The organism is Nonomuraea sp. NPDC049750 (assembly GCF_040659625.1).
Taxonomy (GTDB): Bacteria; Actinomycetota; Actinomycetes; order Streptosporangiales; family Streptosporangiaceae; genus Nonomuraea.
Map to the genome: position 1 here is coordinate 265,339 of NZ_JBFANB010000009.1, position 20,275 is coordinate 285,613.

Here is a 20,275-nt window from a genome sequence, read left to right on the forward strand (position 1 = left end):
GTGCCGACGCAAGCGGACGAGCCACAGCACGCGGTGGTGACCGGGGCCAGCTCCGGCATCGGCCAGGCCATCGCCGCGCGCCTGCTCTCCGAGGGGTGGAGAGTCACCGGGATGAGCCGCACCCGCCCTCCGGAGTGCGAGCGGGACACGCCGGCCTACTCGTGGATCCAGGCCGATCTGACCGACCTCGACCAGCTGGCCGACGCATCGGCCTCGGTGGGCGCCGTCGACGCCGTCGTCCACGCGGCCGGTCTGCAGCGCTCCGCGCCGCTCGGCGGTCTGTCGGCACAGGACGGCGCCCTCATGTGGCGGGTCCACGTCGAGGCGGCGACCGTCCTGGTGAACGCCCTCGTCGGCGCGATCCGCCCCGGTGGTCGCGTCGTGCTGATCGGAAGCCGCACGATGGCGGGCGCGGCGGGCAAGAGCCAGTACGCGGCGACCAAGGCCGCGCTCGCGGGCTTGTCCCGTTCGTGGGCCATGGAGCTGGCTCCGCGTGGCATCACCGTCAACGTGGTCGCGCCCGGGCCGACCGACACGCCCATGCTGCGAGACCCCGGACGTGCCGCCACCCCACCACGGGTTCCGCCGCTGGGCCGCTTCATCCGGCCCGAGGAGGTGGCGGGGCTGACGGCTTTCCTGCTCGGCCCGGAAGGAGGGGCGGTCACCGGCCAGCACCTGGTGATGTGCGGCGGGGCGTCATTGTGAACCTTCGGCCCCGCCGGTGGCGCGCTCCGGTCGCGCGGGCTCAGCCCTTGACAGCGCCCGAGAGCATGCCGCGGATGAACTGCCGCTGGAAGAACAGGTAGAGGCAGACGATGGGCAGCGACATGAGTACCGCCGCGGCGGCCAGCAGGTTGACCTGCACGAGGTAGCGGCCCGAGAACGCGCCGAGCCCCAGCGTCAGCGGCTGATGGCCGGAGTCGGCCACGAGGATCAGGGACAGGAAGTAGTCGTTCCAGGTCCACATGAAGCTGAGCACCACGAGTCAGGATGGCCGGCCGGGAGATCGGCAGGTAGATCCGCCACAGGCACGTCCAGGAGCCGGCACCGTCGAGTTCGGCGGACTCGGCGATGCCGGCCGGCACCGTGCGGAACGCCGCGCGCATCCAGAACGCGCCGAAGCTCACGCCCATGCCGACGTGCGCGAGGATGATGCCCTGGTAGCCGTCGGTGAGGCCGAAGGACAGGAAGTCGTAGTACAGCGGCACGATGATCGACTCCATCGGGATCATGATGCCGAGGAGCATGAGCGGGAAGATGGCCTTCTCCCCGACCACACCGAGCACGCCGAAGGCGTACCCGCTCATCACCGCCAGCACGGTGGAGACCAGCACGACGGTCGCGGTGATGATCACACTGGAGCGCAGGTAGTGCGCGAAACCGGCCTGCTGCCACGCGGCGGCGAAGTTGGACCACTGCGGATGGGCGAGGTCGAGCGTGCCGCTGGTGCTGGGGCTGAGGGCCACGCCGAGGATGTACCGATCGGGAACAGCACGCTGGCGGCGAGCAGCGTCAGGAACGCGTAGTTGAAGAGCTTTTCCCGGGTGGAGATCATCGGGTTCCGTCCTCGGAGAGCCGTACCACGACGAGCGCGATGAGCAGGGAGACGAGCGCCAGGACGACACCGATGGCGGAGGCCGCCCCGACGTCGGGATTGGCGAAGGCGCGCTGGTACATGACGATGGTGGGGGTGATGGTCGAGGTGCCGGGGCCGCCGCGGGTGGTGAGCCACACGATGTCGAACACCCGGATCGCGCCCAGCACCGTGAGGGTCACGGCGATCGCGAGCTGCCCGCGCAACCCGGGGAGGGTCACCGTGCGGAACTCGCGCAGGGGGCCCGCGCCGTCCACCCGCGCCGCGTCGTACAGCTCCGACGGGATGGCCTGCGTGCCGGCGATGAACAGCGCCATGCACAGGCCGAAGGCCGCCCCCGTGCCGGCCAGGCCGATCGCGGGCAGCGCCCAGTCGTAGTCGCCCAGCCAGCCGTGGGCCAGGGAGTCGAGGCCGAAGGCGCGCAGCACCGAGTTGATCGGCCCGTCGGGGGCGTAGACGCGCTTCCACATGACCGCGGTGACCGCCGGGGTGAGGACCTGCGGCAGGAAGATGATCCAGCGGTAGACCGCCGCGCCCCTGACGTCCTTGCGGGCGGTGAGCGCGGCGCTGGCCAGGCCGAGCGTGATGGGCAGGACAGAGAAGAACACGATGAAGAACAGGGTGTGCTCGATCGCCTGCCGCAGCGCCGGGACCTGGAGGAAGCCGAGGTAGTTGGCCAGGCCCGCCCACGTCGCCGCGGTGATGCCGTTCCAGTGGTAGAACGACAGCCACACGCCCTGGACCGCGGGAACGAGCACGACGATCCCGTTCACGAGCAGGGCGGGCGCCAGGTAGGCCAGCCCCAGCCACCGGCGCCTGCGGCGGTGGCTGGAGGATGCCTGCGCGTGCCGCACGGTCCGGGCGGGCGCGCCGCGCGCCGGGAGTTGCTTCACGGTCACCATGGCGCGGCTACTTCCCCAGCGTCTGCTGGAACTTGTCGTAGTCGGCCTGCGCCGATCGGACGACCGCCTCCGGCTGGACCTTGCCGGCGAGCAGGTCCTGCATCTGCGTCTGGATCGTGGTGAGCAGGGTCGGCGTGGCCCAGTCGAGGTACGGGACGGAGGCATCGTCGGCCGAGAGCTGAGCCGCGGCGGCGACGTCGTCGGCGAACAGCGGGTCGTCGCCGGCCGGTTCGACGGCGGCGAGCAGCGGCATCGTGGTGTGGTCCACGGCGATCCGCGCGGCCTCCGGGCCGGCCGCGAAGTTCAGGAACGCCGCGGCAGCGTCCGGGTGCGCGCTCTTCGCGGATACGGAGAGGTTGCTGGCCGACGACGCGGTCGCGACCGCGTGGCCGCCGTCCGCGCGGGGCATCAGGAACCATGACGGTCAAAGGTGGTGGATGCGGCGGCCCGTGATCTGGTGCGGGACGATGCGGATGTACAGGTGGCGCTCGCCGCCCGCCCACGGGGTGACGTCGGAGTCGGTGACCTCTGACAGTTCGTCGGGGGATATGTGGTGGGCGGGGCCCTGGATCAGGACGCTCCATCCCTCGCGCTGGGCGTCGTCGATCCGGTCCACTTCGAATCCGACCTTGATCTCCACGCCGTCAAGGCCGGTGCGCAGGTCCTGGTCCATGGGGCCGCCTGGCGCGGTGCGGAAGACGATGAAGCCGTGGTGGAGTCTGTAGTTGACGGGCAGCACGGTCGGGCCGTGGGAGCCGTTGAAGGCCACCCGGCCGATGCCGCCGGGCTCGATCAGCTTGAGGCATTCTTCGGGGTCCAGACTCTCCAGAGTCGGAGCCGCCTTGGCGCGGCCACGGCCGGGCGGCCGATCGACACCTCCGCCGAGGAGGTCGTCGACGGTGGTCTCCAAAGCTCCGGCCAGGCGGTACATGGTTTCCGCGGTGGGTGTGCCGGGACGTTCCTCCAGGTACTGGAGGTAGCCGGGGGACATCTCCGCGCGTTCGGCGACCTGGTCGAGGGTCAGGCCGAGTCGCACGCGGTGATAGGTGATGCGACGTCCGAGGTCGCCGGTGCTTGTCATGATGGGTTCTCCTTGCCGCCTGGTGAAAGGCTCGCGGGAAAAGGGGTCGCGCCGCGTGTGGCGAAACGGCCGTTGCCCAGCGTGCACAGCGCCTCGCGCTCGGAAGCCGGATCGAAACGCCCGCAGGACAGCGCCCATGGGTTCATGGCGGGCTCGCGGGGGCGCCGCCCCACATCGGGACTTCGAGGACGTCGTCGTGCTTCCAGATGAGCTCGTCATGGACGGCGACGACGCCGTCGATGCTCTCGGCCATGCGGACGGCGGAGATGGCTTCGGTGTGCCTGCTGACGATCCCGTTCAAGGTGACGACGCCTTCGGTCACCTTGACGTCCAGGCCCTTCGGGTCGGTCCACATGGTGCTGGTCGGGATCCCGGCCAGCACCAGCTCGCGGATCTCCTCGTCGGCGCGGACGAACGCCTTGAGCAGGTCGCGGCGGCTGACGATGCCGACCAGCCTGCCGTCGGCGTCGATGACGGGCAGCCGCTTGACGCCGTGGGTGTCCATGAGGCGGGCGGCCAGCACGATGGGGGAATCGGGTGTGGTGACGTGGGCGGGTGCGGTCATCAGCTCGCCGGCGGTCTCGCCGAGCGCCTTGTAGGAGCGGGTGCCCTCGCTGCCCATGACGTGGCGGATGCGGGCGCGTAGCGGCGGCCGGTAGGCGTCGTCGTAGTAGAGCTCCTTGAATTCCTCCTTGGCCAGCAGGTCGGCCTCGGATATGACGCCGAGCACGTGGTCGTCGTCGTCGAGGACGGGCATGCCGCTGACGGCTTTGCTGATGAGCAGGTCGGCGACGGTGTGGAAGGAGGCTTGGTGGTTGACGGCGGCCACGTCGGTGGTCATCACGTCCTGGACGGTCATTCTCATGGCGATCACCTCAGGTGTCTGACCCGGACGATGCCCGGCACGGTGCGGGCCAGCACGTCGGCGATGTGGTCGGCGTGCTGGTGGGGTGGCCCGCTCAGCTGGGCCACGCCGTCGCGGACGGCGACGTCCCAGCTGGGGCCGAAGGGGTAGTGCTCGCGCAGCGCGGCGATCACGTCCGTGCGCAGCCGCTCGTCCGAACGGGCGAGCATCGCCATCAGGTCGCGGCGGCTGAGCATGCCCACGATCCGCTCACCCCGTACGACCGGCAAACTCTTGATCCGCTTGCCCACCATCAGATCGATGGCCGCGGTGACGTCGGTGGTCTCGGTCACCGTGACGACCTCGCGGGTCATGACCTCCATGACCCGGCGGGGCGGCGGTTCGGCGGACGGATCGACGGGCCGTACCGATGCTCGCGGGTCGGGCTCGAACTCGCCGCGCAGCAGGTCGAGCTCGCTGACGACGCCGACCAGGCGGTCGGCGTCGTCGACGACGGGGGCGGCGGTGATGTCGTGGCCGTGCAGTGACCGGATGGCCTGCCGTACCGGGTCGGTGCGGCGTACGGTGATGGCCGGGCTGCTCATGACCTCGCGCACGAGCATGGCTATCTGGCCTCCCAGGTGGAGTCGTCGTGTTTCCAGGTGAGCTCGTCGATGACGTCGACCACGCCGTTGACCCGGCCGGTCATTCGTACGGCGATCGCGGTCTCGGTCTTGCGGTCCATCTGGCCGCTCAGTGTCACCACGCCGTGGCGTACCTGGACGACGACGCCTGAGGTGTCCACCCACAGTCCTCGGTCGAGGATGTCCTCGCGCACTTCGGCGGCGATGTCGTCGTCGGAGCGCAGGAACAGCTTGATCAGGTCGCGGCGGGAGACGATGCCGGCCGGCCGGCCGTCCTGGTCGACGACCGCGAGCCGCTTGACGTCGTGGGCGTCCATCAGCCGGGCGGCGGAGACGGCCGGGGCCTGGGGCGAGATGGTGATCGGCGGGCTGGTCATCAGCTCGGCCGCGGTGTCACCGGCGGCCTTCTTCCTGCCTTTGGGGTGGCGCAGCCGGGCGCGCAGCGGCGGCTGGTAGCCCTCCCGGTAGAACTGCTCGCGGAACTCCTCCTTGCGCAGCAGGTCGGCCTCCGACACCATGCCGATGACGTGGCCGTCGTCGTCGATCACCGGGACGGCGCTGATGCCGCCGGCGATCAGGGTCTCGGCGATGTCCTTGAACGGGGTTCTCGCGGTGACCGTGACGACCTTGTCGGTCATCACGTCGGCGACGGTCCTGCGCTTCACGGCTCAGCCCTTCTCCTCGGCTGTTGTTGTACCTTCATCACAGCTCCGACGGCGGCGCGCCTGGTAGGGCCGTAAGTCCCGACGGCGATGGTCGTTGGTCAATGCGGGCGGCGCGGCGGGCCGAGGCCTCTAACGAGGTGGGACCTTCGGCCCTGCCCCGCTGCCTCCCCGATGTGATGCGCTGGGGTCGTCACCGATCGGAGGCGCTGTCATGGCCACTCGTACGGCACAGCATCGGGAGCATGCCATCCAGGCGGCACTGAAGGCCGCTCGCTGGGCCCCTTCCGTGCACAACACGCAGCCCTGGTCCTTCGGCGTGTCCGGTGCGGAGATCAGTCTGCGGGCCGACACCGACAGGAAGCTGCTCTTCGGCGACAGCGCCGGCAGGGAACTGCTGATCAGTTGCGGAGCCGCCCTTTTCACCATCCGTACGGCGCTGCGATGCGCGGGTTATGAGCCGTCCGTCCGTGTGCTGCCGGACCCGGACCGTCCTTCGTTGCTGGCCACGATCAGCGTGGGCACGGAACTGGAGGCCGACCAGCACACGCGGGCGCTCGGCGCGGAGATCGAGCGGCGCCGCACCCATCGGGCCGGGTTCACCGACCTGCCCGTGCCCGAGCGGCTGGTCGATGGGCTGGTCAAGGACGCGAGGAGCGAGGGGGCCAGGCTGACGCCGGTCGGCTCGCCCGCCGCGGTGAGCATCATCGCGGCGCTCACCCAGGCCGCGCAGGCGGCGCAGGCCCAGGACCGGGTGCTCAGCCTGGAAGTGATCCGCTGGGCGCGGCCACCGGGCAGCGTCCGCAAGGACGGCGTGCCGGCCGAGGGTTACCCGCGCCGTGCGGCCCGGACTGACCCGCACTTCCCGCAGCGCGACTACGCCTGGCGCCACGACTGGGGCAGCCAAGCGGACCAGCGCGCCTCCACGGCCACCGGAGTCGTGGCCCTGCTCACCACCCAGGGCGACACCCGACAGGAATGGATCGCGACGGGACAGGCACTGCAAAGCGTCCTTCTGCACGCCTCCGCGTACGGTGTCAGCGCCGCCTTCCACACCCAGGCGCTGGAGATGCACCACCTGCGGGAGTTCCTCAGGCAGGAGGTGTGCTCGCAGGAGTATCCACAGATGATCATGCGGCTCGGGATCACCTTCGACGACAAGGAATCCGTCCGGCGTCCGCTGCCCGACATGCTGGCATGAGGACCGGGTTCATCCCGGTGGGAACAGCGGTCTCAGATTGACGGTGGGGGTCACCGCGACCGGGCACCAGGCTTCGAGCAGCGCGGTCTGGGTGACCGGTCCCAGCAGAAGGCAGGCGGGTGATTCGTTTCCCCGGTTGCCGAGCACGAGGAGCGTGGCGTCCTTGGTCGCGTCGATCAGCGCGCGCTGGGGCCGCTCGGTCACGAAGTCCGCCGTGACCGGTACATCGGGGTGCCTGCGAGCCAGCTGGGACGCGACCTCATAGAAGCGGGCTTCCGCTCCCTTGCGCAGCGCGTGCGAATCCACGAAGGGAAGCGGCTCCTGCCACGACGATGATCGGCAATCTCCCCAGCAGCACAGGGCCGTCAGGGAGCCGCCGCGCAGCGCGGCCTCGTCCAGAGCGAGATCGAAGGCCGCCAGGCTCGCGGGTGAGCCGTCGATGCCGACCACGATCCGGACGTCCTGGCCGCTCCGTCGCGGGAGGGGCCGTACGACGACGACCGGCCTGACACTGTGCGCGGGCACCTGCACGGCGGCCGACCCCACCTGAAGGCCGTCGAACCCGCCCCGCCCGCGCGACCCGAGCACGGTCATCTCCGCCTCGCACGTGGCCTCCAGGAGCACGGCCGAGGGGGTACCTCTCCCCAGCAGCGGCTGGGCATCCACCTCCGGAGCCAGGGCCCGGGCACGGTGGACGCCCTCGTCCACGACGGCGAGGGCGACTTGCTCGATCTGCGTCAGGACCTCCTGTGCGACAGGCCTGAGCACATAGGGCCAGTGCAAAGCATGACAGACCAGTACGGGTAGTCCACGCAGCCGCGCCTCTTCGACCGCCCAGTGCAGCGCCTCATGGCTGCCAGGCGAATCGTCGTAGCCGACCAGAATGGGCCGACCAGCGTATCGATCGCTCACCGCGCCGCCTCCTGGAAGAGGAATTTCTCGGTCCATGCGGCATTTCCCCCAAGCCGATGAGATGAGACCCATGGGCGATGAAACTCTTGGCCCTGTCTCGCTTGCCTTAGTCCACCCCGGACGGCGCTGTCAGCCGCACGGCGGTGACCTTGTATTCGGGGCACGACGTCACGGTGTCACCCCACCCGGAGATGAGGGTGTTGACGCCGCCGGCGGGGAAGTGGAAGGCGCAGAAGAGCTGGCCAGGCGCCATGTCGTCGGTGGTGCGGGTGACCAGCCTGGCCCGGCCGTGGCGGCTCTCCACCACGACGGGGTCGCCGTCGCGCAGACCGTGGCGGGCCGCGTCGGCGGGGTGGACGTCGAGCCTGTCCACGGAGTCGAGCCGGAGATTGTCCGTGCGCCGGGTCATGCCGCCGGAGTTGTAGTGCGCCCAGCGCCGTCCCGTGATCAGCACCAGAGGGTAACGGTCGTCAGGCTGCTCGCCCGGCGGCAGATAGGGCGCGGCGCTGAGCTGAGCCCGGCCGTCGGGTGTGGCGAAGCGTTCTCGGTAGAGGGTGGCCTGTCCGGGCCGGTCGGGGTCCGGACACGGCCACGCGACAGCGCCTTCGCGGTCGAGGCGCTCATGAGACAGCCCCGCGAAGACGGGAGCGATTCGGCCGCACTCGGCCAGCGCCTCCGCCGGCGTGGGACATCCCAGCTCGGCGCCGAGCACCGCGGCGAGCGCGTGGACGACCTCGAAATCGGTGATCGCCTCTCCCGGCGGGCCGAGGGCGGCTCGCACCCTTTGGAAGCGACGGTCGAAGTTGACGAAGGTGCCCTCCTTCTCCAGCCAGGACGCGACCGGGAGCACGACGTCGGCCCTGCGGGCGGTCTCGGACAGGAACAGCTCGTTGCAGACGACGAGCGGGCAGGCCTCCAGCGCCTGGATGACGTGCGTACTGTCCGGGTCGGTGGCGCACACGTCTTCTCCGATGACCCACAGCGCCCGTAGTTCCCCGGCGCGTGCGGCGCCGAACATCTCCGGGATGCGCAGTCCGGGTCGCCGGGGGACCGGCCTACCCCATACCTGCTCGGCTCGGGCACGGGCGGCGGGGTCGGTGACCTTCCCGTATCCGGGCAGGAGGTCCGGGAGCGCGCCCATGTCGGAGGCGCCTTGGACGTTGTTCTGGCCGCGCAGTGGGTTCACGCCGAAGCCGCTGCCGGTCCCGACCGCTCCGCGCAGGATCGCCAGGTTGGCCAGGGTGCGCACTCCGTCGGTGCCGTGCAGGTGTTCGGTGACGCCCAGTCCGTAGATGATCGCCGGTCGTTCGGCCCGGCCGAAGAGCCGGGCGGCGGCGACGATGTCGTCGGCGGGGACGCCGGTGATCTCGGCCGCCCGGTCCGGGGAGTAGTCCGCCAGCAGAGTGGTGAGCTCCGGCAGGCCGGTGGCTCGGCGGCGCAGGAACTCCTCATCGATCAGGCCCTCGGCGAGCAGCACGTGGGCCAGCCCGTGGAAGAGGGCGACGTTGGTGCCGGGCCGGGGCCGCAGGTGAACGTCGGCGTAGCGGGCCAGGCCGACCATCCGGGGATCCGCCACGACGAGCCGTGCACCGCGCAGGACCCGCTGGAGCAGCCGCGCGCCGACCACCGGGTGCGCCTCGACGGGGTTGGCGCCCACCAGCAGCAGGCAGTCGGCCGTCTCCACGTCGTCGAAGCGGTCGGTGCCCCCGGACAGGCCGAACGTCGCGGTCAGCCCGGCGGCTGATGGGGCATGGCACAGCCTGGAGCAGTTGTCGACGTTGTTGGTGCCGATCACGACGCGCATGAACTTCTGGATCAGGTAGTTCTCCTCGTTGGTCGCCCGAGCCGAGGAGATCGCCGCCACCGCGTCGGGGCCACCCGCGGCGACCGCGGCCCGTAGTCCTCGGGCGACGTGTTCGAGAGCGTCGTGCCAGCTCACCGGCTCCAGCCGGCCGGCGCGGCGCAGCAGCGGCCGGGTGAGGCGCTCGGGCGAGCGCAGGAAGCCGTGGGCGAAGCGGCCCTTGACGCACGCGTGCCCGCGGTTGACCGGGCCGTCGCGATCGGGCAGCACCGCGACCACCTCGCCGTCGCGGGTGAGCACGTCCAGCGAGCAGCCCACCCCGCAGTAGCCACACGTGGTGCGGGTATGTGCCGCCTCCGGTGCGCTGCCGCCGATGGGCAGGCCGGGCTCGGTGAGCGCGCCGGTGGGGCAGGTGTCGACGCAGCCACCACAGGCGACGCAATCGGAGTCCGCCCACGCTCCGCCGGTGCCGGGCGCCACCACTGTGTCGGAACCCCGCCCCACCAGGGTGAGCGCGAAAGTGCCCTGCACCTCGGCGCACATCCGCACACACCGGCCGCAGGCGATGCACAGGTCCCGGTCGAGGTGGACGTAGGGGTGGCTGTCATCGCGTCCCCGGCCGCCGAGCCCTCGGGCGGCCCGCGGCGCGATCCCCAGCGATTGGCAGACCCTGGACAGTTCGCCGCCGCCGGCGTCACCGATAAGAGCGTAGGGCGGCAGAGCCGAGACGATCAGCTCGACCGCCTCGCGGCGCAGCGTCCGCAGATCGTCGGCCGCGACCTCGATCAGGGCGCCGTCGGTGGCCGGGGTCACGCACGCGGCCACCACCTTTCCGCCGGATCTCACCAGGCACGTACGGCAGGAGCCGACCGCAGTCAGCCGATCATCGTGGCACAACGTGGGCAACTCGCCGCCTACCGCGCGCACGGCATCGAGCACCGAGGCGTCATCCGCCACGTGAGCGGTCACACCGTCGACCCGAACTCTCACCGGTCCCACCCCGCCGGCCGCTCGCCGTAGGCGCGGGCGAGAGCGCGTACCGCCGCCGGTACTCGCCGACCGAAGGCACACAGGCTGGCCTCACCCATGACCCGGAGCAGCCGCGCGTACTCCTCACCTGGCGGTGCGCCGCTCCGGACGATCTCCAAGCCGCGCCGGGACCCGACCCGGCACGGCGAGCAGGCCCCGCAGCTCTCAGCGGCGGCGAACTCCCACAGATGCCGCAGCACCTGCTCGGGCTCGACATGCTGGTCGAAGGCGACCAGTCCGGCATGACCGAGCGCCGCGCCACGGCCGGCCAGGCCCGCCTCCGACAGCGGCACGTCGAGCTGGTCGGCGGCGAGAAACCCGCCCAGAGGCCCGCCGACCTGCACAACCGTCAACTCCGAACCCTCACGCGGGCCGCCGCCCAGCTCGGCGACGATCCTGAGCACCGGCATGCCCAGCTCGACCTCGTAGCAGCCAGGCCGAGCGAACCGTTCCGACAGGCAGACCAGCTTCGTGCCGGTCTCCGACGGTGTGCCGCGTGCGGCGTAGGCGTCCCCGCCGTGAGCGATGATCCACGGGACCGCGGCCAGCGTCTCGACGTTGTTGACCACCGTCGGGACATCCCACAGCCCTCGCCGCGTGGGGTACGGCGGACGCGGCCGGGCACAGCCGCGCCCCCTTCGAGCCCGGCGACGAGGGCGGTCTCCTCACCCGCGACATAAGAGCCCGAGCCGGCGACCACCTCGACATCGAGATCGACATCAGTGCCGTGGATCCGCCGCCCCAGATGCCCGTCGGCTCGCGCCCGCTCGACCGCGATCCGCATCCGGGCCAGCGCGCGTGGATACTCCGACCGGACCAGCACCACGCCACGGCGGCTCCCGCAGGCGAAACACGCCAGCGCCAGCCCCTCCAGGACCCGTCCCGGATCAGCCTCCATCAACAGCCGGTCGGCGTACGAACCCGGATCACCCTCATCGCCATTGGCCACCACCACCGTGTCAGGCGAACCCCCCGCGGCGGCCCACTTGGCGGCCACCGGGAAGCCCGCTCCGCCGCGCCCGCGCAGCCCGGAGACCGACACCTCGGCAAGGACCCGCTCGGGCGTGCGCGTCCGCACGACGCCGGGCCACACCTGCCAGGCGTCAGCTCCCTCGACGACACCGGCCAGCAGCACGGGAGCGCCGGTGGCGTCGAGGGCCGGTATCGGGGGAGCCTGGGGTTCCGCGCGGCCGGAGAGCTGGTCGGCGAGCGTCGGGCCGGTACACGGCGTGTCGCCGTCGAGACAGGCAGGGCCCGTATAGCAGTAGCCAAGACAGCGGACGCTCTGCAGCGAGACCTCCCCGTCCGCGTCGACCTGGTCCGCCCGAACGCCGAGCACTCCCTCCACCTCGGAAAGATGCCGGCCCGCCCGGGCGGCGAAACAGGCCGCGGCGGTACAGATCCGCACATGACGGTGACCGTGCGGAGCCGCCAGGTCGGCGTAGAAGGTGGCCGGCCCGAGCCCCGACGCCGCCGGCAGGCCGAACCGCTCGGCTACCTCGGGCGCCCACGCCTCCGCGGGTCCCCGCCCAGCCTTCGCCGCCTCGGACAAAGACTCCAGCAGCCGAACGCCAGGACGCCCACGACGCTCAGCCAGGGCACGGAAAGCGTCGAATCGGCTGCCTGACCCCATGTTCCCCATCATGACCCCACACCTGTGAGTCACACGCAGGCGCTCGTCATCATTGGGCAAGGTCACGCCCACGATGGCCGTTGACCGGCATCGGCGGCACGCTCGACGAGGGCCGGAAACGCCGGCTGATGATGGCCGGGCTCACCATGAGCGGCTCGCCCCGTCCCGGTCAGTGCGATTTCACCGGCGGGCGGGAGGGATGCAGGATGCGATCAAGCCGGACGGCGGCGTAGCCGAGGGCGGACAGCGCGGTGACGATCAACAGCTCGCCCAGAGGCAGCGGTTCGGTGCCGAGCAGCTCGCGCAGCGGCGGCACGTACAGTCCGGCGAGCTGCAGGACGAACGCACCCGCGACGGCGAGCAGCAGCATGGGGTTGGCCAGCGAGCCGGGCCTGGTGCGGGAACCGAGCGCGACGCCGAGCTGGGTGGCGCCGAGTGCGAAGAAGGCCATGCTCTGCCACGGACGCCCCGTCTGGTGGGCCCAGACGGCGACGCCCAGAGTGACGGCGGTCAGGACGACGGCGATCCGGATCACGCGCTGCCACAGCCCGGCGCCCAGGATGCTCTGGGAGGGCGGCCGTGGTGGGGTGGTCATGGCTCCGGGCACGGCCGGCTCGCCGCCGAGGGCCACGCCCGGCAGTCCGTGCGTGAGCAGGTTGATCCACAGGATCTGGGCGGGAAGCAGGGGGAGCGCGAGGCCGGCGAACGGCCCCAGCAGCATCACCGCGATCTCGGCGGCCCCGCCCGAGAGGCCGTAGACCAGGAACCGGCGAATGTTGGCGTAGACGCGGCGGCCCTCCTCGACGGCCGCGACAACGGTGTCCAGGTTGTCGTCGGCGAGCACGAGGTCGGCGGCCTGGCGGGCGACCTCGGTGCCTCGTCTTCCCATGGCCACGCCGATGTCGGCACGGCGTAGCGCCGGTCCGTCGTTGACGCCGTCACCCGTCATGGCGAGGGTCTCGCCGCGCTTCCGCAGCTCCTCGATGATCTCGAGCTTCTGTTCCGGGGTGGCACGGGCGTACACCCCGGCCGCGGCCTGGCCGGGTGCTCCGGGATCCCGGCAGTCCACGACCGGGTCGCCGGCGGTGATGATGCCCAGCTCGGTGGCGACGGCTCGAGCGGTCCCGGGGTGATCGCCGGTGATGAGGAGCGGTCTTATGCCGGCCTGCTTGCAGGCGGCGATCGCGGCGGAGGCCGCCGGACGCGGCGGATCCAGGATCGCGACCAGTCCGAGCAGCGACAAGCCGCTCTCCCGCGCTGTTTCCGGAACGGTGTCCAGGTCGGCGCCGGCCACCGCCAGGACCCGGTATCCCGCCTGGGCGAGTTGCTCGGCCCGTTCGGCCGCGCGGGCCAGCAGCGCCGGGTCGTCGATCAGGACAGAGGGGCGGAGCAGCGCTTCGGGTGCTCCCTTGCAGATCACCCGGCCCCCGCCATCGGGCAGGCGGTGCCCGGTGGTCATCCGCTTGCGTTCACTGTCGAAGGGACGCTCGGCGACGCGCGGGAAACGCCCCTGCAGTTCCTTGCGGTCCAGGCCGAGCTTGGCGGCGGCGGCGAGCAAGGCCGCCTCGGTCGGGTCGCCCAGCGCCGTCCACTCCTCGCCGGCGTCCCGCGGCGGCGACAATCGCGCGTCATTGCACAGTACGGCCGCCGTCAGCAGGTCGGTGAGGCCCGCTCCGCCCGGCGAGCCGTCGACCACGACCTCGCCGTCGGGCGCGTATCCGGAGCCGGTTATCGTGGCCTCCCCCATGGGGGTCCAGACGTGCCGGGCGACCATCCGGCCCTCAGTGAGAGTCCCGGTCTTGTCGGTGGCGAGCACCGTCACCGAGCCCAGCGTTTCCACGGCGGGCAGCCTTCGTACGAGAGCGTCGCGCGCGGCCATCCGGCGAGCTCCCAAGGCCAGGCTCAAGGTCACGACGGCGGGCAGCGACTCGGGCACGGCCGCGACCACCAGGCTGATCGCGGTCACCACCATCAGCTCGACCGGTTGCCCACGGACCAGCCCCAGGGCCAGCACCACCGCGGACAGCAACACCGTGACGCCGGCCAGCAAGCGGCCCACCCCCATGAGCCGCTGTTGCAACGGCGTCAGACCGGCTCCCTTGACCATCATGGACGCGATACGGCCGCTCGCGCTGGCCGCCCCGACGGCCGTGACCATGGCCCGGCCACGCCCTCTCACCACGACGGTGCCCGAGGAGACCGGATCGCCGTCGGCCTTGTCCACCGGCGCCGACTCGCCGGTCAAGGACGACTCGTCGATGAGCAATGCCGCCGACTCCACCACTCTGGCGTCGGCCACGATGACGTCGCCTTCGGCCAGCACCAGCAGATCTTCCACGACGACCTCGGCCGCCGGGATCCGCGCCTGGGACCCGTCGCGGACCACGCGGGCCACCGGGGCCGTGAGCTCGGACAATGCCGTGATGGCCCGGTCAGCGCGGATCTCCTGCGCGACCCCGACGGAGGTGTTTACCACGACCACGAGCATGATGACGGCGGTGTCGGCCCAGTCGCCCGAGACGATGGTCAACGCCGCCGCCACGAGCAGGACGACGATCAGCGGATCGCGAAGCTGGGCGAGCACCCGCCGCCACAATGGAACGGGCGGCTTCTGCGGGAGCAGGTTGGCCCCGTCCCGCTCCAGACGCACGGCCGCCTCCGCGGACGACAACCCAGAGGGTGCGGGTATCACCATGTCTTCCTCTCTGATCTGTCGTCGTCCGGTCGGCCGCATCGGGGCACCGCATCCTTTCCCTACCTGTTCTCGCAGGTGACGAGCTGTCAAACCAGCAACGAAAGTCCCATTCGGACAGGGCCGAATGGCAGGTGTCTCCCACAAGCGGCGGTGCCTGCCAGGCCGCGTTCACCAGCCCATCATTCCGCCCTTGCCCGGCCACGACGTCGGTGAGGACCCGCCCGGCCGACCCCACATGTGGCCGGGCATCGTCGAACCGCCGAACCAGTCGGCCAGATACCGCTGCATCTGGAACATCTCGGCGTGCTGGGTGTCGCGGATCTTGGCGGCGAGGGTGGCGACCCGCGGATGCTGGGCGTGGCCGGAGGCCAGCAGGTACTGGGACATCATGATCGCGGTCATGTGGTGCGGAATCATGTCGCACAGGAACGTCTCATCCAGCGCATCGCCGGACAGCTTGGACAGGTCCCGCATCATCGGCTGGTAGCGGGTGCCCGTCGCCCGCCCCGGATACCAGGTGGCCAGCCACGTGTTCATGGTGGCGATCTCGGCGTTCTGCGTGGCGACGATCGAGGCGCCCAGGGCGCGCATCTGGGCCCGGCCCGAGCGCTGCAGTTGCTTGGCCGCGGCCACCGCTTCCTGGTGGTGGGCGACCATTTGGGTCAGATAAGCAGCCTCGTCGCTCACCCGCACGCCGTGCATCGGGCCGCCTGGCCCCATCATGCCCCAGCCGGTCTGGCAGACGGTGGACTGCCCGGCCGCCTGCCGCCCGATGGCATCGTCGGCGGTAGCCATGGCGATGCCGGTCGCCGCGGTTGCCGCCAGCAGCGATCCGGCCGTGATTCCGACCAGTATCGAGCGTTTCATCTCGGCCTCCGAACTCTCATCGAGGGGTTCTCCGCTACCCACGCTGAGGGAAGCTCGGTGCCCGGCACAGGGTCATAAGACCCGGATGGCCCGGACCAAGGCCACCAACCGGGCCCTTTGGTGAGGTTTGCGGGTGAATGGCCGCTGTGTCACCGATGCTGCTCACCCGTCACTGGGGCGAACAGGGTCCTTCGGCTCTTGCCTGACGGACTTCCGGCCCTGCACCGAGGCTGTGTGAGCGGGTCGGATGGAGAGGTGACGGAGGAGGGAAATCATGATCGTCGTGGGGGTGGATGGCTCGATGGTTGCGCGGGCCGCGGTGGAGTGGGCGGTCAATGACGCTCTGCGGATGGGGGAGTCGTTGCGGATCGTGCATGCCGTGGACCGTTCGCCGTATCAGATCGGCAGGTTCCCCAATGCCGCGGTGCCTGACGCGTTGTTGCGGGAGGGGCATCGGATTCTGCGGGAGGCGCTGGCGCTGGCTCATGAGCGTCAGCCTGAGGTCGAGGTCACGACGTGGGACATCGAGGGCGCGCCGGCTGAGGTGTTGCGTGAGCAGGCCAAGGGGGCGGCTGAGATCGTGCTCGGTAGCCGTGGGCTCGGGGGGTTCGCCGGTGCGTTGCTGGGTTCGGTCAGTACGCATGTGGCGGGTCATGTGGGTTGTCCCGTTGTGGTCGTGCGTGGCGATCACCGGCCGGTTCGCGGGGAGGTGGTGGTGGGTGTGGATGACTCGCCCGGGTGCGAGCCCGCGCTGGCCTACGCCTTTGGGCAGGCCGGGCTGCGGGGGGCGGTGCTGAGGGTGGTGCATGCCTGGCAGTTGCCGGTGCATGCGTACGCGCCGGGGGTGCCGTACGAGATGGATGAGGTTCGTGGCGCGCAGCAGCAGATCGTCCGTGATCGGGTGGGAATGTTCACGGGGGGTTACCCGCAGGTGACGGTTGTTGAGGACGTTCGGCCGGCGCTGCCGGTGGAAGCGCTCACCGACGCGTCCGCCGGAGCCGATCTGCTGGTGGTGGGCTCGCACGGCCACGGCACGGTGAGCGCGATGCTGCTCGGCTCGGTCAGTCGCGGCGTCCTGCACCACACCCGTTGCCCGGTGGCGGTGGTGCGCGCGTAGAGGGACGTTCGCCCATGCCACCCGTGGCGGCGTTACGAGAGAAGTGAGGAGGCAGAGATGTCCATCAAGGTCAAGGACGTGATGAGGAACGTCGCCATCGCGGTTCGGGAGGACGCGTCGTTCGCCGAGATCGTACGTACGATGCGCCGGTACACCCTGGGGGCGATCAGCGTGATCGATGCCGATGGCCGTCCTGTGGGGGTCGTTTCCGAAGACGACCTGTTGCTCAAGGAGACGGGTCCGGTACGGCGCAGTGCCTCGATCTTCGACGGCCGTAAGCGGCGTGCGGAGCAGGAGAAGGCGGCCGCGATCACCGCGTCGGCGCTCATGAGCACGCCCGCGATCACGGTGACCCCGGGAACCTCGGTTCGCGAGGCGGCGCGGCTGATGCACGACAAGCGGATCAAGCAGTTGCCGGTGATCGACGTGGTCACCGGGCGCATCACCGGCACCTTGCACCGATCAGACGTGCTGCGCGTCTTCAGCCGTTCGACGGGCGAGTTGGAGAGAGAGATCAGGGCCGTGATCGGTGACCTGAGGTCGGTGTCGGCAGGCGTCTCCGGTGGTGTGGTGCGGCTCAGCGGCCGGGTGACTCGCGGCTCCGAGGCCATCCGGTTGGTGGAGGAGATCCGCCGGGTGGAGGGCGTGATCGACGTCGTCTCGGAGCTGACCTACGACAGGGCCGACCAGATCACCGTCCCGCCACTGCTGTAGGAGCCGCGATGGCTGCTTGTGCGTCTGCCTGATTCAGACGGGTACGGTCCAGGTCAGCCGCGTGCCTCCCTGCCGCGGTACGTCCAGCTTCGCGGAGCCGCCGAGCTGGGCGGCGCGTTCCTCGATGTTGCGCAGGCCGCTTCGACGGCCGCCCTGCCCGATGCCGACGCCGTTGTCCGATACCACGAGCGTGAGCCCGTTGCCGTCAACCTCGATGGAGACATCGGACTTGGCCGCCCTGGAGTGGCGTGAAAGGTTGGACAGGGCCTCGCGGAGGACGGCCAGCAGGTGTTCGGCGACGGGTTCGGGTACCTGGTTGTCGATCTGGCCCTCCATGCGCAGGCCGGGCATGAAGCCCAGGTGTTTGCCGGCGTCCTCGATGAGGTCGACGATGCGTCCGCGCAGGCTGGGCTCGCTGTCGTCCCGGGGCGCCTGCAGGGCGAAGATGGAGGAGCGGATCTGCCGGATGGTCCCATCCAGTTCGTCGATGGCGTGCTGGAGGCGTTTGGCGCCCTCGGGCCGGTCTACCAGGCGGACGGTGCTCATCAGCGTCATGGCGGTGGCGAACAGGCGTTGGATGACCACGTCGTGCAGGTCTTTGGCGATGCGGTCGCGGTCTTCGAGCAGCCCGAGACGTTCGGCGTCGCGGCGGGCCTCGGCCAGCTCCAGCGCGATGGCTGCTTGGTCGGCGAAGGCCTGCAGCATCCTTTGGTCGGCTCCGCTGAACGGCAGCCGGCCCGAGCGTTTGGTCACCGCCAGGACGCCGCGTACCTCGGGCGCGGCCCCCAAGGGCACCATGAGCCCTGGCCCGTAGCCCAGCTTGCGCAGTGGCGAGTCGGGGTAAGGAGCGCTCTGCATGTCGCCCTCCACCATCGGTTCGCCGTTGGTGAACACCTCGCCCGCCAGCGTGCTGGCGATGTGGAAGCTTGTGCCGATGAGCTCCTCGGCGCCTGAGCCTTCGGCGACCGCGACGGCCAACGACTGCCCGGACCGGTCGGGTAGCAGTACCTGGACCAGATCGGCGTCGATCATCTGCCGGGCTCGGCGGGCCATCAGGGTGAGCACCTCGTGTGGGTCGTCGCCGGACAGCAGGCTGGTGGTGATCTCGGCGGAGGCCTCCAGCCAGGTCTCGCGCCGTCGGGTCTGCTCATACAGGCGGGCGTTCTCCACCGCGACGCCCGCCGCCGTGGCGAGCGCGATGACGATGGCCTCGTCCTCGTCGTCGAACTCGGCGCCGTCGCGTTTTTCGGTCAGGTACAGGTTGCCGAACACCTCGTCGCGTACCCGGATCGGGACACCGAGGAAGCTGCCCATCGGCGGGTGGCCGGGCGGGAAGCCGTAGGACTCGGGATGGTCGGAGATCCGCTTGAGCCGCAGCGGGCGAGCGTCCTTGATCAGCAGGCCGAGCAGCCCGAGCCCGTGCGGCCAGTGCTCGATGCGGGCGATCTCCTCCTCGCTCAACCCGACCGGGATGAACTCGAGCAGGGTATTGTCCTGCCCGACCACCCCCAGCGCGCCGTAACTGGCATCCACCAGCGTGGTCGCGGTCCGTACGATGCGCCGCAGCACCGTCTCCAGGTCAAGATCACTGCCGACCGACACGACGGCTTCGAGCAGCGCGTGCACCCGATCCCGGGTGGCCAGCACGGCATTGAGCCGCACCTGCAGCTCGGCCAGCAGGTCATCCAGCCGCATGTGCGGCATGAGGGGATTGCCCTCGGACTCGGCCATAGTCGCGAGTTTGGCATCTGGACGGCATGACGCCTACCCCGATTCGGTGGCCGGGCGGCGTGCGGCGCGTGGTAGCTGGAGCGCCTGCCCCGCGCGTAGCCAGTCCAGCGGCTCGTCCGTGGCGGTGGTTGCGTCGGAAGCCGCGAGGGGACCAAGGTCCTCAAGCCGCGGGTCGTACGGCACTGCCCCGGCAAGAGGGCAAGCGGTGTGCTTTGGAGGTGACGAGAACGACGAACCCGCACTGAAAAGGGGGCCATCATGGTCGCCACCGTCAACAAGCCCGTTTTAGAGAACGGCCCTGTCGCCGCGCACCGCCCCGTCGACTACGTTTGGGCGATCACCCGAATCTCGATCGGGTGGATCTTCCTGTGGGCGTTCCTGGACAAGACCTTCGGCTGGGGCTTCGCCACTCCGGCCGGCAAGGCCTGGATCTCGGGTGGCAGCCCGACAACCGGCTTCCTCAAGGGCACCGGAGAGAACGCGCTCGGCGGGTTCTTCAGCTCGCTGGCCGGCCAGCCGTGGGTGGACTGGCTGTTCATGCTCGGCCTGCTCGGCATCGGCGCCGCGCTCATCCTGGGTGCCGGCACCCGGATCGCCGCGGTCACCGGCACGCTCATGCTGGTCCTGATGTGGGCCGCCGAACTGCCGCTGGCCAACAACCCGTTCCTGGACGAGCACCTCATCTACTCCATCGTCCTGGTCGGCCTGGCCCTGGCCAACGCCGGCGCCACACTCGGGCTGGGCACCCTGCCGATCGTCCGGCGTACCGCCTGGCTGAAGTAGCCGCCCACGACCAAGCGCCCGCCTCCGGCAACGGAGGCGGGCGCTTGGCGTCATCCGCGATGGCC

At 70.5% G+C, this 20,275-nt stretch carries 20 protein-coding genes and 1 pseudogene; 6 read left to right on the forward strand and 15 right to left on the reverse strand.

The window, feature by feature from the left end; genetic code table 11:
- A complete protein-coding gene (locus AB0J16_RS25105) occupies positions 1–705 on the forward strand; it encodes an SDR family oxidoreductase (protein WP_358543680.1) in 705 nt (234 codons plus the stop codon).
- A gap of 40 nt (positions 706–745) precedes the next feature.
- Here AB0J16_RS25105 and AB0J16_RS25110 read toward each other — a convergent pair whose 3' ends face one another.
- Positions 746–979, reverse strand: coding sequence for a hypothetical protein (locus tag AB0J16_RS25110; protein WP_358543682.1), 234 nt, complete (start codon positions 977–979; stop codon positions 746–748).
- Between the two features lie 64 nt (positions 980–1,043).
- Positions 1,044–1,247 (reverse strand): annotated as a pseudogene (locus AB0J16_RS25115) (carbohydrate ABC transporter permease); the annotation flags it as partial.
- Here AB0J16_RS25115 and AB0J16_RS25120 point away from each other — a divergent pair.
- Positions 1,210–1,371 carry a hypothetical protein gene (locus AB0J16_RS25120; RefSeq protein ID WP_358543684.1) on the forward strand — a complete coding sequence of 54 codons (162 nt, stop codon included), beginning with the start codon at positions 1,210–1,212 and terminating at the stop codon, positions 1,369–1,371. The pseudogene AB0J16_RS25115 and the gene AB0J16_RS25120 sit on opposite strands and share 38 nt — an antisense overlap.
- 180 nt (positions 1,372–1,551) lie before the next feature.
- On the opposite strand, the gene AB0J16_RS25125 is transcribed toward AB0J16_RS25120, so the two are convergent.
- From AB0J16_RS25125 to AB0J16_RS25150, 6 genes are all read right to left on the reverse strand, one after another.
- Positions 1,552–2,496: a sugar ABC transporter permease gene (locus tag AB0J16_RS25125; protein WP_358543687.1), complete on the reverse strand. Its 945-nt coding sequence runs from the start codon at positions 2,494–2,496 to the stop codon at positions 1,552–1,554.
- 7 nt (positions 2,497–2,503) lie between these two features.
- Complete coding sequence (locus tag AB0J16_RS25130) at positions 2,504–2,905, reverse strand: hypothetical protein (protein WP_358543689.1); 402 nt, start codon at positions 2,903–2,905, stop codon at positions 2,504–2,506.
- A 15-nt stretch (positions 2,906–2,920) separates the two neighbouring features.
- Positions 2,921–3,577: a pyridoxamine 5'-phosphate oxidase family protein gene (locus tag AB0J16_RS25135; RefSeq protein WP_358543691.1), complete on the reverse strand. Its 657-nt coding sequence runs from the start codon at positions 3,575–3,577 to the stop codon at positions 2,921–2,923.
- Positions 3,578–3,719: 142 nt separating this feature from the next.
- Positions 3,720–4,442, reverse strand: a complete 723-nt coding sequence (locus tag AB0J16_RS25140; RefSeq protein WP_358543693.1) for a CBS domain-containing protein — start codon at positions 4,440–4,442, stop codon at positions 3,720–3,722.
- A gap of 5 nt (positions 4,443–4,447) precedes the next feature.
- A complete protein-coding gene (locus tag AB0J16_RS25145) occupies positions 4,448–5,044 on the reverse strand; it encodes a CBS domain-containing protein (RefSeq protein ID WP_358543695.1) in 597 nt (198 codons plus the stop codon).
- Positions 5,045–5,046: 2 nt separating this feature from the next.
- Complete coding sequence (locus tag AB0J16_RS25150) at positions 5,047–5,730, reverse strand: CBS domain-containing protein (protein WP_358543698.1); 684 nt, start codon at positions 5,728–5,730, stop codon at positions 5,047–5,049.
- A 211-nt stretch (positions 5,731–5,941) separates the two neighbouring features.
- Between AB0J16_RS25150 and AB0J16_RS25155 the strand changes: the two genes are divergently transcribed.
- Positions 5,942–6,928: a nitroreductase family protein gene (locus tag AB0J16_RS25155; protein WP_358543701.1), complete on the forward strand. Its 987-nt coding sequence runs from the start codon at positions 5,942–5,944 to the stop codon at positions 6,926–6,928.
- Positions 6,929–6,937: 9 nt separating this feature from the next.
- Here the strand turns inward: AB0J16_RS25155 and AB0J16_RS25160 are convergent, their stop codons facing one another.
- From AB0J16_RS25160 to AB0J16_RS25185, 6 genes are all read right to left on the reverse strand, one after another.
- The gene (locus tag AB0J16_RS25160) at positions 6,938–7,840 is read right to left on the reverse strand and encodes a universal stress protein (protein ID WP_358543703.1); all 903 of its coding nucleotides are present in this window, start codon (positions 7,838–7,840) and stop codon (positions 6,938–6,940) included.
- Between the two features lie 106 nt (positions 7,841–7,946).
- Entirely contained in the window at positions 7,947–10,631 is a 2,685-nt protein-coding gene (gene fdhF / locus AB0J16_RS25165; protein WP_358543705.1) for a formate dehydrogenase subunit alpha, read from the reverse strand.
- A complete protein-coding gene (locus tag AB0J16_RS25170) occupies positions 10,628–11,080 on the reverse strand; it encodes an NADH-ubiquinone oxidoreductase-F iron-sulfur binding region domain-containing protein (protein ID WP_358543707.1) in 453 nt (150 codons plus the stop codon). Before AB0J16_RS25170 ends, fdhF begins: the two co-directional genes overlap by 4 nt.
- A complete protein-coding gene (locus AB0J16_RS25175; protein ID WP_358543709.1) occupies positions 11,020–12,303 on the reverse strand; it encodes an NAD(P)H-dependent oxidoreductase subunit E in 1,284 nt (427 codons plus the stop codon). The genes AB0J16_RS25170 and AB0J16_RS25175 overlap by 61 nt, the downstream gene beginning before the upstream one ends.
- Positions 12,304–12,472: 169 nt before the next feature.
- Positions 12,473–14,998: a cation-transporting P-type ATPase gene (locus tag AB0J16_RS25180; RefSeq protein ID WP_358543711.1), complete on the reverse strand. Its 2,526-nt coding sequence runs from the start codon at positions 14,996–14,998 to the stop codon at positions 12,473–12,475.
- Positions 14,999–15,166: 168 nt separating this feature from the next.
- Complete coding sequence (locus tag AB0J16_RS25185; RefSeq protein WP_358543713.1) at positions 15,167–15,865, reverse strand: DUF305 domain-containing protein; 699 nt, start codon at positions 15,863–15,865, stop codon at positions 15,167–15,169.
- Positions 15,866–16,139: 274 nt separating this feature from the next.
- Here AB0J16_RS25185 and AB0J16_RS25190 point away from each other — a divergent pair, with 274 nt between their 5' ends.
- Together AB0J16_RS25190 and AB0J16_RS25195 are read left to right on the forward strand one after the other, a co-directional pair.
- The gene (locus AB0J16_RS25190; protein ID WP_358543715.1) at positions 16,140–16,982 is read left to right on the forward strand and encodes a universal stress protein; all 843 of its coding nucleotides are present in this window, start codon (positions 16,140–16,142) and stop codon (positions 16,980–16,982) included.
- A gap of 57 nt (positions 16,983–17,039) precedes the next feature.
- On the forward strand, positions 17,040–17,696 hold the full coding sequence (locus AB0J16_RS25195) for a CBS domain-containing protein (protein WP_358543717.1): 657 nt from the start codon (positions 17,040–17,042) through the stop codon (positions 17,694–17,696).
- Positions 17,697–17,729: 33 nt separating this feature from the next.
- Here AB0J16_RS25195 and AB0J16_RS25200 read toward each other — a convergent pair whose 3' ends face one another.
- A complete protein-coding gene (locus tag AB0J16_RS25200) occupies positions 17,730–19,427 on the reverse strand; it encodes a GAF domain-containing protein (protein WP_358543719.1) in 1,698 nt (565 codons plus the stop codon).
- Between the two features lie 258 nt (positions 19,428–19,685).
- Between AB0J16_RS25200 and AB0J16_RS25205 the strand changes: the two genes are divergently transcribed.
- On the forward strand, positions 19,686–20,210 hold the full coding sequence (locus AB0J16_RS25205) for a hypothetical protein (RefSeq protein ID WP_358543721.1): 525 nt from the start codon (positions 19,686–19,688) through the stop codon (positions 20,208–20,210).
- Positions 20,211–20,275 lie beyond the last annotated feature (65 nt).